The organism is Salmonella sp. NW38, from assembly GCF_051807745.1.
Classification (GTDB): Bacteria; Pseudomonadota; Gammaproteobacteria; order Enterobacterales; family Enterobacteriaceae; genus Salmonella; species Salmonella enterica.
Genome location: NZ_JAMMTO010000005.1, coordinates 24,875 through 42,131, shown reverse-complemented (window position 1 = coordinate 42,131; position 17,257 = coordinate 24,875). Strand labels below are relative to the sequence as shown.

Genomic DNA, 17,257 nt, shown 5'->3' with positions numbered 1-17,257 from the left:
ACACAATCTGTTGTGGTTAATTTCACAAAGTATCGTCAGGAGAGTGGAATATGAGCTATTCATTATCGCAGGCTGCCAATACGTTGTTATTTAATCTGGTCATGGAGCTTAAGAGCGGCAATATTCGGCGTTGTGAATCGCTGGGGCTTGAGCCAGAAGAGATGCGGATGTTGCGTGAATTATCTTCTGATGATCTGCTGTACCTGTCTGAAAGTAAAGTCAGCGTTCTGGATGTGCGTATCCATCATGAGAACCTGAGCCTGATGTTGACGCAGGCGCGTCGGGAACAGAAACGACTGGAGCGTATTGACCGGGCACTGGCACTGGGGGCTTCAATCGAAATGATGCAGACCTATTTCGGTCTTGAAGCTTCAGAGGTCAGTGCCCGCAGGCGTCTGGAGGGGATCCAGACCCGTAAAGGCCGAAGCAGTTCTCCTGAAGAAGATAAAGAATCCGCGTTATGGGAACAGTGGCGTGATGCGGGAATGATAAGTCCCGACAGCGCGGAAGGTCTGGATGTCATGATGCTGATGGCTGAGGAACAAAACGTGAATCTGACGTCGGTATGGACTCAGGTCAAGGTCTGGAGCCGTAAAAATGCTGCCGGAACGGAGGTGGCCTGATGGACTTGTTTACGCCCACATTTCAGTTTTACCGAACCGACCCACGTCATGTGAGTAAGTCGATAACGTTAAAGGCTCGCTCACTTCTCACTTTGTATCAGCAGGGAAAACGGGTTTACAGCCAGATTGGTCAGACGGGTTATCTCAAGATTGATTTGGGAGTGCGCTGGCGTCTGCTGAGTAAGGACGCCGGAAAAAACTGGCTATTTATGTCTCACCAGACTTATGACCGGGAGCTGAAGCGGTGAGGGGAATCATCACCCACTTGTCACTCGATCTTCGGACGGGCGGTGTGCTCAGCTAACCGGTTCTGTCAGTGATGATTATCGTCGCTATTTTTGAACGCGAAAAAATCTGTACCGATATAACAACGAGAAGAAAACATGGCACCAGTAAACCGGAGTACGCTGCCGGCCGACAGCATCATTGACTATACGCTTGCCAGAATGCAGGAGCGTCTGGCAATGCGTAATGATGCACAGGCAGGTCAGGAGCGCAGCGGTCTGCTCTTTATGGGGAATGTCCACGATGCCTATCCACGGGCGCTGCTTCTCGACACCCGTCTGTCACCACTGGATAAGGTCGCATGGATGATGATACGCCAGTACGCCCTGCAGAATGACGGGGCGATTTTCCCTTCTTATGATGAACTGCAACAGCTGCTGGCGTCTCCGGGGGCTGGACTGGCTTCCCGGGGGACGGTGAGTCGCGCACTGACGATGTTGCGTCTGACCGGTTGGCTGAGCCTGTGTAAAAAAGTGAGAGATGGTAAAGGGCGCGTGCGGGGGAATATTTATGCTCAACACGATGAACCCCTGAGTGCACGTGATGCGGAAACCTTTGACCCGGGGTGGCTGGATTTGGTGGCTGATGCCTGCCGGCACAAAAGCCGGGCCGTGAATGAAACTGCATGGCAGGTACTGACATCCATTCAGGACGACCCAATGATGCGGCATCGACATTCCCGGGTGACGATGATAGCCGAACGTCTGACTCGTTTGTCCGATGCCGCGCAGTGCGCCCGAATACAGTCAAGTACAAAAATCGAACTCAGTGAAAAGGACGCTAAAAATCAGGCTGAGAGACTGAGTTCGAATATCGAACTCAGTCATAGTGGGGATGAGAAAACACTGAGTTCGAAAAGAGAACTCAGTGGAGAATCAAGGGATTGCAGCAGAGTTCGAAAATCGCACCATAATAACGTACGTTCTTTCACACAAAGTGTGATTAAAAAAACGTACGTATCTCCGGAGGCCGACAAAAAACCGTTAACCGGGGTGCCCGAGGGTTTTGTGTGGCCTGACGGCCTGCAGGACATCCTGCCTGAAAATGAGCAGCCGATGCTGGCTCATCAACTAAACCAGCTGGCACAGAAATCACCGTCTGTGGCTGAGCAGGTTGCCATCAGCGTGGTGAATGGCTGGCGCCAGAAGCGCATCAGCAACCCGGTGGGCTACCTGCTGGCCACCCTAAAACAGGCGAGAGAGGGTAAGTATCACGTGGAACCTGCTGCGCCTCAGCAAACCCCTGCCAGACCTGTCGTACAGGCCAATTCATCCACTGAGGTACAAATCCCTGCATGCCCAACTGGGCCTCACATCCCTGCAGGTCAGGAAACCGTAAAAGCGATGGTAGCCCGGATTCGCCAGCAGCTAAATTGCTGAATCAGATAGTACGCATGCAACTGGTTAAAAAGTAAACTTGCTGCCCCGGGCAGCAAGTACAAAAAATAGACAAAAAGGAGGGGGCCTAAAAAGCGACCTGAATGATCGTTTCAATTATAAAGATGACAGAAGATAAGTGTTGGTTAAAAAGTAAGCTTGCTGCCCCGGGCAGCAAGTGCAAAAAATGTACAGGTGGTTTTGATGTTTCTGCGCTTTTGCGAAAAATGGAAAATGAATTGAGCCTTGAGTCACGAGCCGCCTCTCATTCATTCTTTCTGCTCTGTCTCTGAGTTTACAGGAAAGAACAGTTATGAAAGAAAATACTGAGAAAGGCACCTCTGATGAAACAGAAAAAAAGTCGGAGTTAAGAAGTGGCGCGTTGCGCTCGTCGCTTGCAGTCGAACTACACACGCGGTATGCCATCCTGTTATGGGAAGGCCAGCACACAGAGAAAAAGGAAAAAGATGGCCGAAAAGTTTCTCATCGCCGCATTATGGGAATGCCTTACTTTCTGCATCTGGTGAACCGTATAAATGAAGATTCCCTGAAGGACGATCCTTTTGCAGATGAGAAGATGTACCTTCTCGAGCAGGAATTTAACCGGGGTACCGGGAGGCTGGAGAGATTAGTCACTGAACTGGACAACATACTGAAAAATGTCCCTGCCCGTATATCGCTGTCTGAAGCTTTATCTGTTTCCCCCGTGAACATCTCTGTTTTCAGCCGCACCCCTGTAGGATACCGGTGTGTCTGGTTACTGGTTGGGTTTGACCAGTTGGCTTTGAAAGCCTTTCAGGCATCACATTATGGTCTGATTTCTCATGCCCAGCGTGATGACTATCTGCGTCGCGGGGCTCAGTCAATTCATCGTTCATATGGCCTGGTACTGGGATATCGTTCGTCCGGGATCAGCCGTCGCGATATTCTTCAGAACAGTTCTGCGCTGACGGAACAAATGACTTCTCTGGATGAAGATATTTTACTGGGTAAAAAACGATCTTCTTTTTCCCCCCCGGTCAGTAAAGAGAGCATCGCTCTTCTCCAGTCAGTTAAAAATGCCCGGCCAGAAAGCATGTCTGCACCTGAAGAGCCTTCTGAAAGCCGTTTACAGGTTGATCCACAGACCGGCACTGATTCTCTGACCCGCTGACAGGGGGTTGCTATCGAGGAGTATCTGTATGCGTCTGGTGTTGTGTGAAAAACCGTCTCAGGGGAGAGATATTGCGAAGTTTCTGGGGGCCACGCAGCGGGGAGACGGGTTTCTTAGCGGCCCCGGGGTGACGGTCACCTGGGCCCGCGGTCATCTGCTGGAAACTGCGGAACCTGAGGTCTACGGCGAGCAGTATGGCAAGCCCTGGCGTACCGAGGTGCTTCCTTTATTACCCCAGCAGTGGAAACTGGTGGTCAAAGCGGATGCCAAAGCCCAGTTCGCGGTGATTAACCGTCTGCTCAAGCAGGTCGATGAGGTGGTGATTGCCACTGACGCCGACAGGGAAGGTGAAGTGATTGCCCGGGAACTGCTGGATTACTGCAAGTTTCAGGGGAGGATATTCCGGCTGTGGATGTCGGCACTGGACGATGCCAGTATCCGTGCCGCGTTGTCTGATTTGTGGCCATCGTCGAGAACCGAAGCGTTGTATTATGCCGGCGTGGGCCGTAGCCGGGCTGACTGGCTTATCGGTATGAACCTGACCCGTCTGTTTACGCTCAAAGGCCGGGAGGCGGGTATCGGCAACGTGCTTTCGGTGGGACGGGTACAGACCCCGACGCTGGCGATAGTGGTACAGCGTGACCGCGAGATAGAGAACTTCGTGGCAAAGCCGTACTTTGAGGTTATCGCTACGCTTGCCGTGAACGGCGCCGCATTTCCGGCAAAGTGGGTACCGGCTACGCAGTACTGCGATGAAGAGAAACGCTGTATCCAGCCGGGCGTGGTGGCGCAGGTGGTAGAGCTTTGCCGGCAGACACCGACGGGGGCCGTGATTGACAGCCAGACGGAGAGAAAGAAACAGTCCGCGCCGCTGGCATTCAGCCTGAGTTCACTGCAACAGGCCTGTTCACGTCACTGGGGGATGCCGGCCCAGACGGTACTTGATATCGCTCAGAAGTTGTATGAAACCCACAAACTTACCAGTTATCCCCGCACCGACTGCGGTTACCTGCCTGTCTCGATGCGGGAAGAAATTCCGCAGGTTCTGTCTGCGGTCGTGGGTACTGACCCTGCATTACAGCCGGTGGTCGCGCAGCTGGACACGCAGTTTGTGTCGCGCATCTGGAATGACAAAAAAATCACTGCTCACCATGGCATCATTCCGACAAAACACACCGGTGATTTGAGCAAGCTCAGTGATGAAGAACGCAATGTTTATCAGCTGGTCAGGCTGCACTATCTGGCCCAGTTCATGCCGCTGATGGAGGTTGACGCGACTGAGGCCACCTTTAATATAGGCGGTCAGCTCTTTCGTACCCGTGGCAATGTGGTGGTGAAAGCCGGCTGGAAGTCTCTGTTCGGAAAAATGGCCGATGATGACGAGAAGGGTGATGAGGCTGTCCTGCCTGCCATGCAGGCCGGTCAGGTCTGCCAGGTACAGGGGGCGGAGCAGAGGGCGCAGCAGACCAGACCGCCAGCCCCTTACAATGACGGTACGCTTATTGCCGCGATGACCAATGCGGCGGCGTTTGTCACCGATGCCGCGCTGAAAAAAGTGCTCAAAGAGAATGCGGGGATAGGGACTGAAGCAACCCGGGCCGGGATAATTGACACGCTGGTCAAGCGTGGATTTTTAGTGCGGGAGAAAAAGGCGCTGCGGTCAACGCCTCTTGGACGTAGTCTGGTGGATGTGTTGCCAGGAACGTTGACGAATCCGGGCCTTACTGCACTGTGGGAACAGATGTTGGATGAGGTGGCCGCTGGCAGGGTGAGTCTGGATGACTTTATGGCAAAACAGAGCCAGTGGGTCAGTCAGTTAGTGGCTCAGGGGAAATCACAGCCACTGGCCATGCAGGTCCCACCTTCCCCCCCCTGTCCCGTGTGCGGCGGCAAAACGAGTCAGCGCAAGGGGAAAAATGGTTCGTTCTGGGGGTGTCTGAATTACCCCGATTGTAAGGGCATTGTCGGTGACGGCGGAAACGCGAAAACCCTTCAGGGACAGGGGAGAACATCACTTCCCACGCGCCTGAAAATTAAACTCAGGTAGCAAAATCCCGGTTGTTTTCATGACGCATTTTTCGTATGGTAACTGCGGTACTTGAAGGTGCCGCACTCCTGTGGTTGCAGGGTCTGTATCGCTTGTGCATTAGTGATGCTGGCGGCAACCCAATAAGACATCTCCCTGAACAGGATGGGCTTATAAGGTACAAAAACCGTGTGAAATATGTGCCGGGTTACCTGACCCCACGGTGCCTTTTTTCGACTTAAGAGCATAGTGCACTCTGCGATGGCGGTTTCCGAAAGGAGCCGCCATTTTTTGTTTTTTCCGGTTATCTAATTTCCCTTTTACCTCACATTGACTTCCCTTTCCTGTGGCTTAAAACTGAACACGCTAACTCGTTATCTCCGGATAACTGCCAATGCTTCAGGTGCCTGTGAGTTCTGAGTGATCTGAGAGAAGCGCCTTCGGGTGATCACATGCCAAAGTCATAGCGGGTCTGAGACTGACGCCTTAGGGCGACCCATGCCAATGCTGCCGTAGCCTGAGAGGTAGCGTCTTCGGACGGTACGTCTGTCACCCCTGGGAACAGACGTTGTTAAGTCACTGTACATAACAACGGGGGCGTAATTTGACTTCGACAGTCAGTTGTAAAACCTATTCGACTGACCTCCTGCGGGAATGCAACTTCCCGACAGGGATGATGCGTTCTCCACTCTGACGTTTTTATATTTCACTCCATGGAGAAACATCATGTCCAAAGAAACTAACTACTTTAACCTGAATATTAACGGTCTGGGCTATATCACCAATGTGCGTCAGGTTGTCAACGGTAACAGTAAGTTTACCTGTTGTACGCTGAATGCCCTGAGTGGCCCGACAGATAATGCAGACTATACCCGCTTTGATGTCACCGTCGCCGGCAAAGACGCAACGAGTTTAATCAACCGTTGCCAGAAGTCGTCTGATGAGGACAAAAAAGTGATGATCGGTTTTGTTCTCAGCGGGATTAAACCTGACATTTTCACGCTGAACAAAGGTGATCATGCCGGTGAAAACCGCGTCAGTCTTAAGACACGTCTTATCCGTGTGGACTGGATAAAAATCGACGGTGAGATTGTTTACAAGGCTGAAAAGCCGGATTCCACTCCTCCGTCACAGAGCCAGCCTGCGCAGAAGCAGTACGCGACAGATTCGTTCTGAGACCTTCTTAACCCTTCCTGATGGAAACACACTTTCCGTCAGGAAGGTGTGTTCCTTATTGATTGTATAAGGAATAATCAATGTTAACTTCATCCTCATCTTCGACTGGATTACTGGCTGCCCGATTTGCCGGTTTATCCTTACCTTTAAAGGTTCTTCGCAGCGGCGCCGGGTATTACATCGGCACGCAAAATGAAGAAGGACCGGTATCCCGTGAATCCGTGGAGTATTTTGCCACTCACTCTCAGGCTGAACGTGCGCTCAAACAGGGCACATGGTCACAGCGTGAACAGGCTTAAGGAGAGATACTCATGGCTTCTAAAGGTGTAAACAAAGTTATTCTGGTGGGAAATCTGGGGCAGGATCCTGAGGTGCGTTATATGCCAAATGGCGGCGCCGTGGCAAACCTTAGTCTGGCAACCTCAGATACCTGGACAGATAAGCAGACCGGTGACAAAAAAGAGCGCACCGAATGGCATCGTGTGGTTCTTTACGGCAAACTGGCTGAAATTGCCAGCGAGTATCTGCGTAAGGGCTCCCTGGTATACATCGAAGGTGCACTGCGCACCCGTAAATGGACGGATCAGTCTGGCGTGGAAAAGTACACCACAGAAGTGGTGGTCAGCCAGTCAGGCACGATGCAGATGCTGGGCGGACGGAGTAACGCGGGAAATGGCCAGCAACAGGGAGGCTGGGGGCAACCTCAGCAACCTGCTGCGCCTTCCCACAGCGGGACGCCACCTCAACAGCATCCGGCCAGTGAGCCGCCAATGGACTTTGACGATGACATCCCCTTTGCGCCGTTCGGGCACAGTGTGTCAAGACATGCACTGTATGCCCTGTCCTGAGGACTGTCGCTAAGTAATGCCTTCCGGTGGAAGGCATTATGTTCTGAACATGAGAAGGATACAGAATGGATAACGAAAAGGGCCATAACCGGCCCGGGCACGATGGCCTGTTTAAGCTTTTTCTGCGTGAGCCCGACACGGCGAGGGATTTCCTGGCAGTGCATCTTCCCGCAGATATTCGCGCGCAGGTTCGTCTCGATACGCTGAAGCTTGAACCGGGGAGTTTTGTGGATCAGAAGCTTCGTGAACTGCACTCGGATGTCCTGTATTCGGTGGAGACCGCAGAAGGTCATGCCGGGTACATATACTGTCTTGTGGAACACCAGTCGACCGCAGACCGCATGATGGCCTGGCGGATGATGCGTTACTCGATGGCGGTAATGGATGCCCACTTGAAAAAAGGCAACGACACGCTGCCGGTGGTGGTGCCGTTGCTGTTTTATCAGGGTACGGTGCGGCCTTATCCCTACAGTACCGACTGGATGGATTGTTTCGATGTACCGGCGCTGGCGCGGGAAGTTTACTCCCGACCGTGGCCCCTGGTGGATGTCAGCGTCATGGAGGACAGCGATCTGCAGTCTCACCGACGCATGGCATTACTGGAGCTGGTTCAGCGGGATATCCGACACCGCGATGCCGCATCACTGTTGCGAGACGTGGTACAGCTGATCCGGCTGGCCGGTAACACCCGTGAGCAGGTAGAAGCCGTCCTGTGTTATATTATCTACAATGGCATGACAAGTGAGAGTATCACGCCGTTTTTATACGAACTGGCCGGTGAGATCCCGGAGTATAAGGAGTTGATCATGGGCACAATTGCACAGCAACTGAAAGAAGAGGGTATCCAACTGGGTATCCAGCAAGGTATCCAGCAAGGTATCGAACAAGGTATCGAACAGGCGCGACTGGTGGCACAGCAGAAGTTACTGGAGACCGCCTATGCGCTGCTTGACAATGGCGTCAGCCTTGATGTGGTTATCAAATCCACGGGCTTAAGCCGCGAGACGCTGGAACAACCGCGTCATTAACATTACGGGTTCTCGACCCGCTATATTGAGTTAATCCATGTATGCAGAGCGCCGACAGCAATGTCGGCGTTTTTTTTGGCGTTTAAAAAGGAGTTGTTTATTGAGTCAGCCCTGGTGTTGCCTCACGATGGTCATCACGACAGTGATTGAATGAGGTGTGCTGATGAAACTATTTTCTCTGGGGCCTGTATCCTTGTTCGACTTTGGGATTGCCACTGGTGTGATAGCTGCCCTGTTGGGTGTCTTTTTTACTTGCCGTATTGTTGTCCCGCCTGAGCCGGAAAGCGTTTGTGAGCTCAAAAACACACCGCAGGGTAATACGGCGCCTGAAAAACAGATATGGGCGCTGTGTGAGAAAGAGCGCAAGAGAATCAAGCAGACCCGCTGACGTTTTTTTTCATTTTTGCAAAAAGAGTTGTTTATTGAGCGCTAACCCAAATCCCCGCACGATTGCCGTAATTATGGTCATCCACGGGATTTTTCATGAACACACAAGCGCTTTTCTGCCTGAGCCTGCCGCTGGTGATTGCCGGGTGTGCGCAGCAGACCTCCACCTCAACCGCCCGCGACAGCGCGTTTGCACAAAGCCTGCGACCGCCCGTCTTTTCTGATATCTACCAGCGCTCGCCGGAGGTTACCCGCAGCGGCCGCTACACGCTGGTGAGCGTTAAAAGCGCGGATGCACAGCGGGAACCCCTTAACCAACTGATCGATATCACGATGCCCGGGCAACTGGTTAACTCAGTCGGCGACGGGTTTCGTTATCTGTTATTTCAGTCCGGCTATTCGTTGTGCGGTCGTTATGGCGCCGACTTTGCTGAGTTGCTGAAACGGCCGTTGCCGGCCGTTCAGCGTAAAATCGGCCCGATGCGCCTGAGTGAAGCCCTTCAGGTTGTAGCGGGATCGGCCTGGCGTATGTCCGTGGATGAAGTCAACCGCGAAGTCTGCTTCGTTCTGCGCGATGCCTATCTGGCACAGGCGAAAACGCCGGTATCGACAACCCCGGTCGCAACAGTCTCAGGCACTCCCGGCGTCTATGCTTCAGTTGAGACCTCCCGCAATCCTTATACTGGCGTTCTGCTAGGCAAGAAAGCTGTGCCTGTGGTGGCAGGTCAGTTGCTGGCATCGAAAAAAGAAACCGGGCAGAAACCGGTCAGCCAGTCCCTGCCGGTACCCGCACTGCAGCCACCTGCCACTTCCGTGAAATCAGTCGGGGCACCTGTGTCTGCGACCCTCCCTGCTCCACGTAATCCTTTCACGGGTGAAAACCTGACAGGTACCACGATGCCGGTGCCGGCATCGCCATCTCCTGTGGGGGGGAAACCTGATGTCAGCACGCCGGCGCCTTCCACCGTCACACCGGTTAAACCGGCCACCGCGACGGCAGCCGTGGCAAAACCGTTAACAGGCACGCCGGTGGCGGTGGTGGCCAGTGGTCCTGAATGGAAGGCGGTTGCCGGCAGCACGCTCAAAGAGTCACTGACTGACTGGGCTGGTAAAGCTGATTGTGCGAGTGGGGGACACTGGGTGGTTATCTGGCAGACCAGCACCGACTACCGCATCGATGCACCGCTGGTATTCAAAGGCAATTTTGAATCGGCACTGGTTCAGGTGTTTGACCTGTACAAAAAAGCCGACAAGCCGCTGTTTGCTGAGGCCTCCCGCCTGCAGTGCCTGGTCTCGGTGACGGATAAACCGGCAGACAGGTCGTAATCATGGGCTGGCTCATTGTCGCCTTCGGCACGGTATTTCTGCTCATTGTCGGGCATATCCAGAACAGTCAGCGGGTCGAGGTCGTGAAAATGCAGCAGTCGGGGAGCAGTCACCTGCTGGCCCGACAGCTGTTGTCGCTGGCCGCGGGCATTAACGACTGGCGCTACCGGCATACCCTGACGAACGGCACGGTCGCTTTGTCAGCACTGGCCCTGCCGGTGACGCCCGACAGCCGTATCCGGCATGTCATCGTGGCCAACCGGTTGTGGGTCTGGATGCCTGAAGTTCCGGGTCTGGTGGATGCACTGCGTGAACAGTCCGGTGGCTCGGCATTAATTGGCACCGTGACGCAGGGACAACTGGTCTGGTTATCCGGAGTGAGCGCAGGGTTGCCTTTACCGGCCGGTATTCAGAACGGGGATGTGGTCTACCTCAATTAGGAAAATCTTTAATGACAAGAAAACGTTACAACGTCAGGCTCCGTCTTGCAGCCACCGCCGTCGCCGCCGTACTTTCACTGTCAGCCTGTACTTTTCAGGAGATGGACAGGATGTCGCGCAAGACGCAGGCCAGCGGTGATATTGCGCGCGGGCATGTCAGCGAACAAATGCGCTCTTCACAGGGCGCGCTGGTCTGGACGGACAAGCCCTGGGTTAATCTTAAACCCGTCCCGACAGTGTCACGGGATACCCCTCTGGAAAACTTTCCGGACTGCCAGATAACGCTGGCGCGGGATGGGCTGACGCTGCCGGAAATCGGGGAGCGTATTACGGCACTTTGCGGCGTCAGGGTGATTTTTTCACCCGATGTACTGGCTGTCGGACAGTCATCCGGTACCACGCGGGCACTGAATGGCCCGCTGCCGGTACCGGATAACAATGGACGGATCCCACTGGATCAACTGGGCGGTGCTGTGGATACGGCTGGCGTGACCGCCACGCCTCTGGTACTGAGTGGCCTGCGCTGGCAGGGGAAACTGTCCGGCCTGCTGGACATGATTGCGGCCAGAACCGGTCTCACGCCGCGGATGGATAACGGCGCTATCCTGTTTTCACTGCTGGAGACCCGGACGTTCCAGTTCACCTTCCTCAATACCAATATCACCAGTAATGCGAGTGTGACCTCGGGTTCCACGAGCAGTATGGGAACCAGCGGGGGCACGACAAACAGTTCGGTCTCGGGGGATTCCAGCTCTTCGCAGCAGACGACGGTCGACCAGAGTCGTAATGTCTATGACGACATGAAAAAGACGCTGGAAACCATGCTGACCCCGCAAAAGGGGCGTTTCTGGCTGTCGGCCAGTACCGGCACGCTGACCGTGACGGATACCCCCTCCGTGCTCAACAGTATCGCGGCGTATGTTGAGCAGCAGAACCGTCAGATGAACCGCCAGGTCAGGCTCAACGTTCAGGTGCTGAGTGTCAGCACCTCCCGTAAAGAGCAGCTGGGTCTGGACTGGAACATTGTTTACAAATCCCTGCGTTCAGCCGGCGCCTCGCTCAATAATGTCAGCGGCGATATTGCCAACGCCACCTCGGCGTCGGTGTCTATTCTGGACTCCGCAACAGGCAACGCGGCGAAATTTGCCGGCTCCAGCCTGCTGATTAAAGCGCTGTCAGAGCAGGGTGATGTGAGTGTGGTCACCTCGCAGGGCAGCGTGACCACGAACCTGACGCCGGTGCCTATCCAGATGGCCGACCAGACGGTGTATGTGGCGCAGAGCTCGACCACCACGACCACCGATGTGGGCGCGACCACTTCACTGACGCCGGGGATGATGACCACCGGCTTCAACATGACGTTGTTGCCGCTGATTCAGGATGACGGGGATGTACAGCTGCAGGTGGCGTTCAACCTGTCTGATCCACCGACTATTCGTAACTTCACCTCCAAAGACGGCAACTCGTACATCGAGATGCCGTACACCAAACTGCGCTCGCTCAGCCAGAAAACGAACCTGCGTGCCGGGCAGGCGCTGGTGCTGACCGGGTTTGATCAGAGTAATACCCGGATGACCAAAAACGGCACCTTTACGCCAGGCAACTTCCTGCTGGGCGGGGACCGGGACGGCGATGACTCGCGCAGTACGCTGGTCATTATTATCACCCCGGAGCTGATGGGGAACGGGGGCTGATATGGCGGAGATCCCATTATCCGGGAAGTCCCGTACGCAGGTTTTGCGCTGGCAGCGGCAGTGCTGGGTGGTGGGACTTCGCTGGGAGGAAAAACAAAAGTCGGTACGGTCGGTACGCCGTCCCCTCGTGCAACGTCGCGGTGTGCTGAACGTGATGCTGACGGTGAAGCAGGGTAAGAGCCGGCTGACCGCGCAGGGGCAAATTGAGGCGGGTTCGCGTCACCAGAAGCTGTATTCCCTGGCGGCGCTGTTCAGTCAGCAGTGTACGCCCAATGGCTATGGGGTGTACCAGCTCGACGACGGCAGGCAGGTCTTTCTGGCCACGGTGAAGGGGATGCCATCGCCGATGGCGGACGTGACCGGTACGCCAGAGCAAATTATCCGGGCGCAGGAATTATTTCTGTCCTTCAATCCCGCTCCCGAGGACGGATGGACAATACCGTCAACGCCTGCGCGACCTCTGTCATGGGAGACGCTGGTCGGCCAGGTGACTTCGGCACAGCTCCGGTTTTCCCGCGTGGCGGGCGTGTCAAATCCTGTGCAGAAATACGGGGCGGGTGTGCTGTCACTGGCTGCTCTGCTGGGGGGAGTGGTCTGGTGGAACAGGCTACCTGAACCGCCGGTCGTGCCTGTCGTGTCGGCGTTACCGGCACCGGTGCAGGACGTGTTTAAAAAAGCCCCTGAGCCGGTTTACCTTCCCCATCCCTGGGCAGAGATGCCCGTGGCCACAGACTTTTTAAACCGCTGTCAGCGCTGGCGGTTCAGGGTGCCTGTGAGTCTTGACCGGTGGCGCCTTGAGCGCGTTCGTTGCAGCGCTGAGGGGCTGGAAACCATGTATCAGCGACAGCCCGGTGGGACGGCGTCGCGCTTTGCGGAACGGGTGAAGCAGGTTTTTAACCGTACACCGGTATTCAACCTGGTGTCAGGTGGAAACGAAGGTGTGGTGTTTATTCCCTGGGCGAAATTCACCCTGCAGGATGAGGCCGCGCCGGATGCGGGAACACAACTGATGCAGGCGGTGTCGTGGTTTCAGTCTCGTCAGGTCAGTTTTTCGCTTTCCGAAGTGAAAACTCCGCCTGTCATGCCGGGTAATGATGCCGGCACTGATGGGGTCCAGCCGATACAGGACTGGCATGAATATACCTTCAGTATCACGGATAAACACATGCCGGAGTGGATTTTACAGGGACTGGCTATGCAGGGCGTACGCCTGAGTTCTGTGGCTTACACCCTGAGTCCTCAGGGACAGTTTACTTATCAGATTGAGGGGCATCTTTATGCCAAAGAATAGTGTTTTCATCTGTGGCGCTGTCCTGATGGCGCTCAGCACCGGTGCGTTTGCGCAGCCCACGCCGGCGATCACTCCGTCCGCAGAGGTTGCTTCTGCAGCGTCTGGCCGTGAACCTGCGGCAGCTGCCGTGCCGTCGACGTCGACCACAGACACCTCAGATATTGTCCCGATTAACCCCGGTGATGGTCTGACGGGCGGGCAACTGGAAGTGCTGCAGGGTAAAACCCTGCTTCTGGAAGCGAAGGTTCAGGCGGCCCGGCTGCAAAAAGAACTGACTTCTGCTCTGACGCCGGCGGAGGTGGGCAACGTCCCTGCGACCGGTCCGTTTGCTGTGGGCATGCCTGCTGATATGGGGGCAACGCCCGTTCAGTCTGCTCCGGCTCCTGCCCGGGTGCCGGGGCGGATCACTGTTCTGGAGGTGAGTGGCCGTGGAAACGCGCTGCAGGCCACGCTGTCATTTCCGGATGGCCGGCAAAGTCAGGTACAGACGGGCAGTGTGGTGCCGGGGACGTCGCTGAAGGTGAAGGCGATAACACTGTCATCGGTCACGCTCAGCGACGGTCAGCAACTGACGTTTTAGGAGAAGAGTATGTCTGACACCGACCTGTTGTATTCCGGTCCTGGCACAGTGACGTCAGAGAACCCTGCACTCACGCCGCATGACCTTCAGATATTGCAGGGGATGCTCCAGCCAGCATCAGAAGGATTGCTGATTTTATCCCGTCTGGCGCCGGTAAGGCCCAAAGCGCCAGAGGGTATTTCAGGGGAATCACATGTCTGAACATAACGATGCGGTTCTGCTTTACCACAATCCGGAGACCACGGCTCACGAGCTGCTGGTTGACAGTCAGCAGCGCACCGATGTGGCGGTGCAGCAGAGGGTGATGTCCCTGATGGAGGAAAACCCCGGCGTCACCATGAGGCTGGTCACCCGTTCAGAGCTGCTCAGGTGCAGTGAAATGGCTCGCCAGCTGTCAGAGCAGGGTGAGAAGGGTCTGCGCCTGGAGGATATCAAAAAAGAGGTCAGCAGCCGTCAGGGCGATATTCTGAACTACTTTATGGTCGCGAAAGAAATCGGGGCGTCTGATATTCACGGTACCACCCTTCCGGGGCTGACCCGCATTGAGATGCGGGTTCATGGCGAGCTGGAGACTATCTCGGAGCTGGCCGAAGAGGACGGAAAAGCACAGGCGGCCACCATCATCCTTTCCATGTGTGATGTGACCGAACCCCAGTTCTACGCCGGTCGAAAACAGGATGGCCGAGTGGCTGCTAAGTTTCTGCGAAAGGTGGGGTTATTTGGCGCCCGTTACAGCCACACGCCGACAGCAGATGGCCTTCACTTTGTGATGCGCGTTATTCCGGATGACGGTGATGTGGTACCCACGCTTGAAAAACTCGGTTTTCTGCCGGAACAAATCCGTCTGATAAAGCGCATCCTGCGCCTGCCGGAAGGACTGATTATTTTGTCCGGCCCGACCGGGGCCGGCAAATCCACCACCCTGCGTGCCTGCAGTGATCTGTATCTGGGGCGTACCCGTTATAAAAAACGTCTGCTGACGGTGGAAGATCCGCCAGAGGGGCGCATCAGGGGGGCGATACAGACCCCGATACTTTGCGACAAGGCCGATGAGGCCGAAGTCCGGCGAGCCTGGGAACGTGCGCTGTCGTCGGCGTTACGTCTTGATCCCGACGCCATTTTGCCCGGTGAACTGCGTGATTTGATATCGATACTGGCGGGTATTTTTGCCGCCCAGACGGGGCATCTGGTGTTGACTACGCTGCATGCCAACTCGGCCTTCTCTATCCCCGAGCGCATGATAACCATGGGCGCGAATGCCGGACTGGTTGCCGACGCGCAACTGCTTATCGGACTCATCAGCCAGCGCCTGGTTCAGGTGTTGTGCCCGCACTGCCGTGTTCCATGGTCGGTCAAAAAAGACCAGCTCACCACCGAAGAACGTGAATATCTGGAAAAGTACTGCTCAGTGGAGGGGATATGCCGGCCTGAAAATCTTCATTTCAGAAATGAATCGGGATGTCCTGCCTGCCGGAAGGCGGTGGTTATCGGTGGCAAACAGGTGGCAACCGTAGGCCAGGGCGTGGCCGGGAGAAGTGTGGTGGCGGAGGTGGTACGTCCTGACACTATGCTGTTCCGTCTGCTTATTCAGGAAGGGAAAGAAGCCGCGAAAGCGTACTGGCTCAGTGAGTTGGGAGGAATAACCCGGCGTATTCACCTGCTCCACAAACTGAACGCGGGGCTGGTTGACCCACTGGATGCGGATTTGATTGTTCCTCTTGATGAGGATGAGGTGACGCTGTCGGTGAGTGACCCTGTTACCTCGTCGTCTGATATTGATACGGCGCAGATTGAGCGCCTTGCTTTGGTGATTGCAGCCAGCGTCAGAGAAGGGCTGAAACAGGGCGTTGAAGACGCCATTAAAGCCGGCATTACCGCCGGAATGGCTGCGTTGAAGGAGGTTGCATGAGTCCGTTTTACCTGTTTCGTCGGGCGCTGGCGCGGCGATTTTTTACGTCCGGATACCGTCTGCGGTTTTACCGCATGCTGTCGTTACAAATGAGAAATGGCGTGAAGCTGCTAGAAGCGCTGGAGCAAATCAGCAACATGTATACCGATTTTGGGCGCCGGACCCACGGTTTCGGTTATCTGGTGGACGACTGCCGGGTGGCACTCACTGACAACAGCGGGGATAACTCCCTTGAACATGCCCTGGCGAACTGGGTCCCGGCCGAGGAGGCTGCACTCATCAGCGCGGGTATGTTCAGCGGCCGGTTACCGGAGGCGCTTTCTGAGGCGGAGATCCTGATTGACTGCCGCCGGCGTATCCGTAACGCGGTGCTCAGAATGGCCATTTACCCTCTGGGTTGCATTGCGATGCTGGGTGGGACGCTGGGTGTTATTCAGACGCAGCTTATTCCGACGCTGGCCGGGATGTCAGATCCGGACGACTGGACAGGGGTACTGGGCGGTCTTAATGGCCTGCTGATTTTTTTTTCTGAGCACGGCCTGGTGACGGGGGCAGGTCTGGCACTGGTGTTGGTATGGATAAGATGGTCGCTGCCGAACTGGATACGTCCGGATCGCCTGCGGCGTCTGGCTGACAGACGCATAGCCTGGGCGGTTTACAGTGATATTCAGGGTGCGATTTTTCTTATCAATATGGGGGCGCTGTTGTGCGCTGAGGTCAAGACCCTGACTGCTCTGCAGGTTATCCAGCGTTTTGCTTCTCCCTGGCTCACCGTTCGTCTCGATGCAGTGATGCAGGAGGTGGCGGAGGGGGCCTCTTTCGGTATGGCGCTGCGCGAATGCGGTTATGCCTTCCCTTCAAAGGAAGCCGTGAACTATCTGTCTATGGTGGACGGTGACGGTGCGGCGCAGATGATTGCGCGGTTTGGCCAGGAGTGGCTGGAGGAAACGGTTAAGCGAGTTAACCGGCGGGGAATAGCCGTGATGCTGTTCTCGATGGTGATGTTGTTTGCGCTTATCGGCGTGGTGGTCATGGCGGTGATGGAGGTGAATTCGATGACCCAAAGTCTGGGGCAGTACTGATGAGGTTCAGTTCAATGAAAAACGAAACAGAGG

Annotated in this window: 18 protein-coding genes; all 18 read left to right on the top strand. The window is 55.2% G+C overall.

Annotated elements, in window-relative coordinates; genetic code table 11:
* The first annotated feature begins 50 nt into the window (after positions 1–50).
* The 18 genes from NA624_RS10355 (at position 51) to NA624_RS10270 (ending at position 17,224) form a co-directional block, all read left to right on the top strand.
* Positions 51–623 carry a DUF2857 domain-containing protein gene (locus NA624_RS10355; protein ID WP_000122404.1) on the top strand — a complete coding sequence of 191 codons (573 nt, stop codon included), beginning with the start codon at positions 51–53 and terminating at the stop codon, positions 621–623.
* A complete protein-coding gene (locus tag NA624_RS10350) occupies positions 623–871 on the top strand; it encodes a ParE family toxin-like protein (protein WP_000362955.1) in 249 nt (82 codons plus the stop codon). The genes NA624_RS10355 and NA624_RS10350 overlap by 1 nt, the downstream gene beginning before the upstream one ends.
* Positions 872–1,006: 135 nt before the next feature.
* Entirely contained in the window at positions 1,007–2,287 is a 1,281-nt protein-coding gene (locus tag NA624_RS10345) for an STY4528 family pathogenicity island replication protein (RefSeq protein WP_000035552.1), read from the top strand.
* 310 nt (positions 2,288–2,597) lie between these two features.
* Positions 2,598–3,437: a PFL_4669 family integrating conjugative element protein gene (locus NA624_RS10340; protein ID WP_000662487.1), complete on the top strand. Its 840-nt coding sequence runs from the start codon at positions 2,598–2,600 to the stop codon at positions 3,435–3,437.
* A gap of 28 nt (positions 3,438–3,465) precedes the next feature.
* Positions 3,466–5,484, top strand: coding sequence for a DNA topoisomerase III (locus NA624_RS10335; RefSeq protein WP_070794302.1), 2,019 nt, complete (start codon positions 3,466–3,468; stop codon positions 5,482–5,484).
* Between the two features lie 705 nt (positions 5,485–6,189).
* Positions 6,190–6,639 carry an STY4534 family ICE replication protein gene (locus tag NA624_RS10330; protein ID WP_000032522.1) on the top strand — a complete coding sequence of 150 codons (450 nt, stop codon included), beginning with the start codon at positions 6,190–6,192 and terminating at the stop codon, positions 6,637–6,639.
* A gap of 80 nt (positions 6,640–6,719) precedes the next feature.
* On the top strand, positions 6,720–6,938 hold the full coding sequence (locus tag NA624_RS10325) for a hypothetical protein (protein ID WP_000958196.1): 219 nt from the start codon (positions 6,720–6,722) through the stop codon (positions 6,936–6,938).
* A 12-nt stretch (positions 6,939–6,950) separates the two neighbouring features.
* Positions 6,951–7,487 carry a single-stranded DNA-binding protein gene (locus NA624_RS10320; protein ID WP_000157065.1) on the top strand — a complete coding sequence of 179 codons (537 nt, stop codon included), beginning with the start codon at positions 6,951–6,953 and terminating at the stop codon, positions 7,485–7,487.
* A 65-nt stretch (positions 7,488–7,552) separates the two neighbouring features.
* On the top strand, positions 7,553–8,515 hold the full coding sequence (locus NA624_RS10315) for an Rpn family recombination-promoting nuclease/putative transposase (protein WP_000368218.1): 963 nt from the start codon (positions 7,553–7,555) through the stop codon (positions 8,513–8,515).
* Between the two features lie 163 nt (positions 8,516–8,678).
* Positions 8,679–8,903: a hypothetical protein gene (locus NA624_RS10310; RefSeq protein WP_000765638.1), complete on the top strand. Its 225-nt coding sequence runs from the start codon at positions 8,679–8,681 to the stop codon at positions 8,901–8,903.
* Between the two features lie 95 nt (positions 8,904–8,998).
* Positions 8,999–10,228 (top strand): TcpQ domain-containing protein, encoded by a 1,230-nt coding sequence (locus NA624_RS10305; RefSeq protein ID WP_001095935.1) that lies wholly within the window; start codon positions 8,999–9,001, stop codon positions 10,226–10,228.
* A gap of 2 nt (positions 10,229–10,230) precedes the next feature.
* On the top strand, positions 10,231–10,668 hold the full coding sequence (gene pilM / locus NA624_RS10300; RefSeq protein ID WP_000539772.1) for a type IV pilus biogenesis protein PilM: 438 nt from the start codon (positions 10,231–10,233) through the stop codon (positions 10,666–10,668).
* Positions 10,669–10,679: 11 nt separating this feature from the next.
* Positions 10,680–12,362 carry a PilN family type IVB pilus formation outer membrane protein gene (locus NA624_RS10295; protein WP_024134573.1) on the top strand — a complete coding sequence of 561 codons (1,683 nt, stop codon included), beginning with the start codon at positions 10,680–10,682 and terminating at the stop codon, positions 12,360–12,362.
* Between the two features lies 1 nt (position 12,363).
* Positions 12,364–13,653, top strand: coding sequence for a type 4b pilus protein PilO2 (pilO2, locus tag NA624_RS10290; RefSeq protein WP_000808019.1), 1,290 nt, complete (start codon positions 12,364–12,366; stop codon positions 13,651–13,653).
* Entirely contained in the window at positions 13,640–14,233 is a 594-nt protein-coding gene (pilP, locus tag NA624_RS10285; RefSeq protein WP_001125685.1) for a type IV pilus biogenesis protein PilP, read from the top strand. Before pilO2 ends, pilP begins: the two co-directional genes overlap by 14 nt.
* A gap of 9 nt (positions 14,234–14,242) precedes the next feature.
* Entirely contained in the window at positions 14,243–14,434 is a 192-nt protein-coding gene (locus tag NA624_RS10280) for a hypothetical protein (RefSeq protein WP_023262087.1), read from the top strand.
* On the top strand, positions 14,427–16,142 hold the full coding sequence (locus NA624_RS10275; protein WP_001289223.1) for a GspE/PulE family protein: 1,716 nt from the start codon (positions 14,427–14,429) through the stop codon (positions 16,140–16,142). The genes NA624_RS10280 and NA624_RS10275 overlap by 8 nt, the downstream gene beginning before the upstream one ends.
* Positions 16,139–17,224, top strand: coding sequence for a type II secretion system F family protein (locus NA624_RS10270; protein WP_439040266.1), 1,086 nt, complete (start codon positions 16,139–16,141; stop codon positions 17,222–17,224). The genes NA624_RS10275 and NA624_RS10270 overlap by 4 nt, the downstream gene beginning before the upstream one ends.
* Positions 17,225–17,257 lie beyond the last annotated feature (33 nt).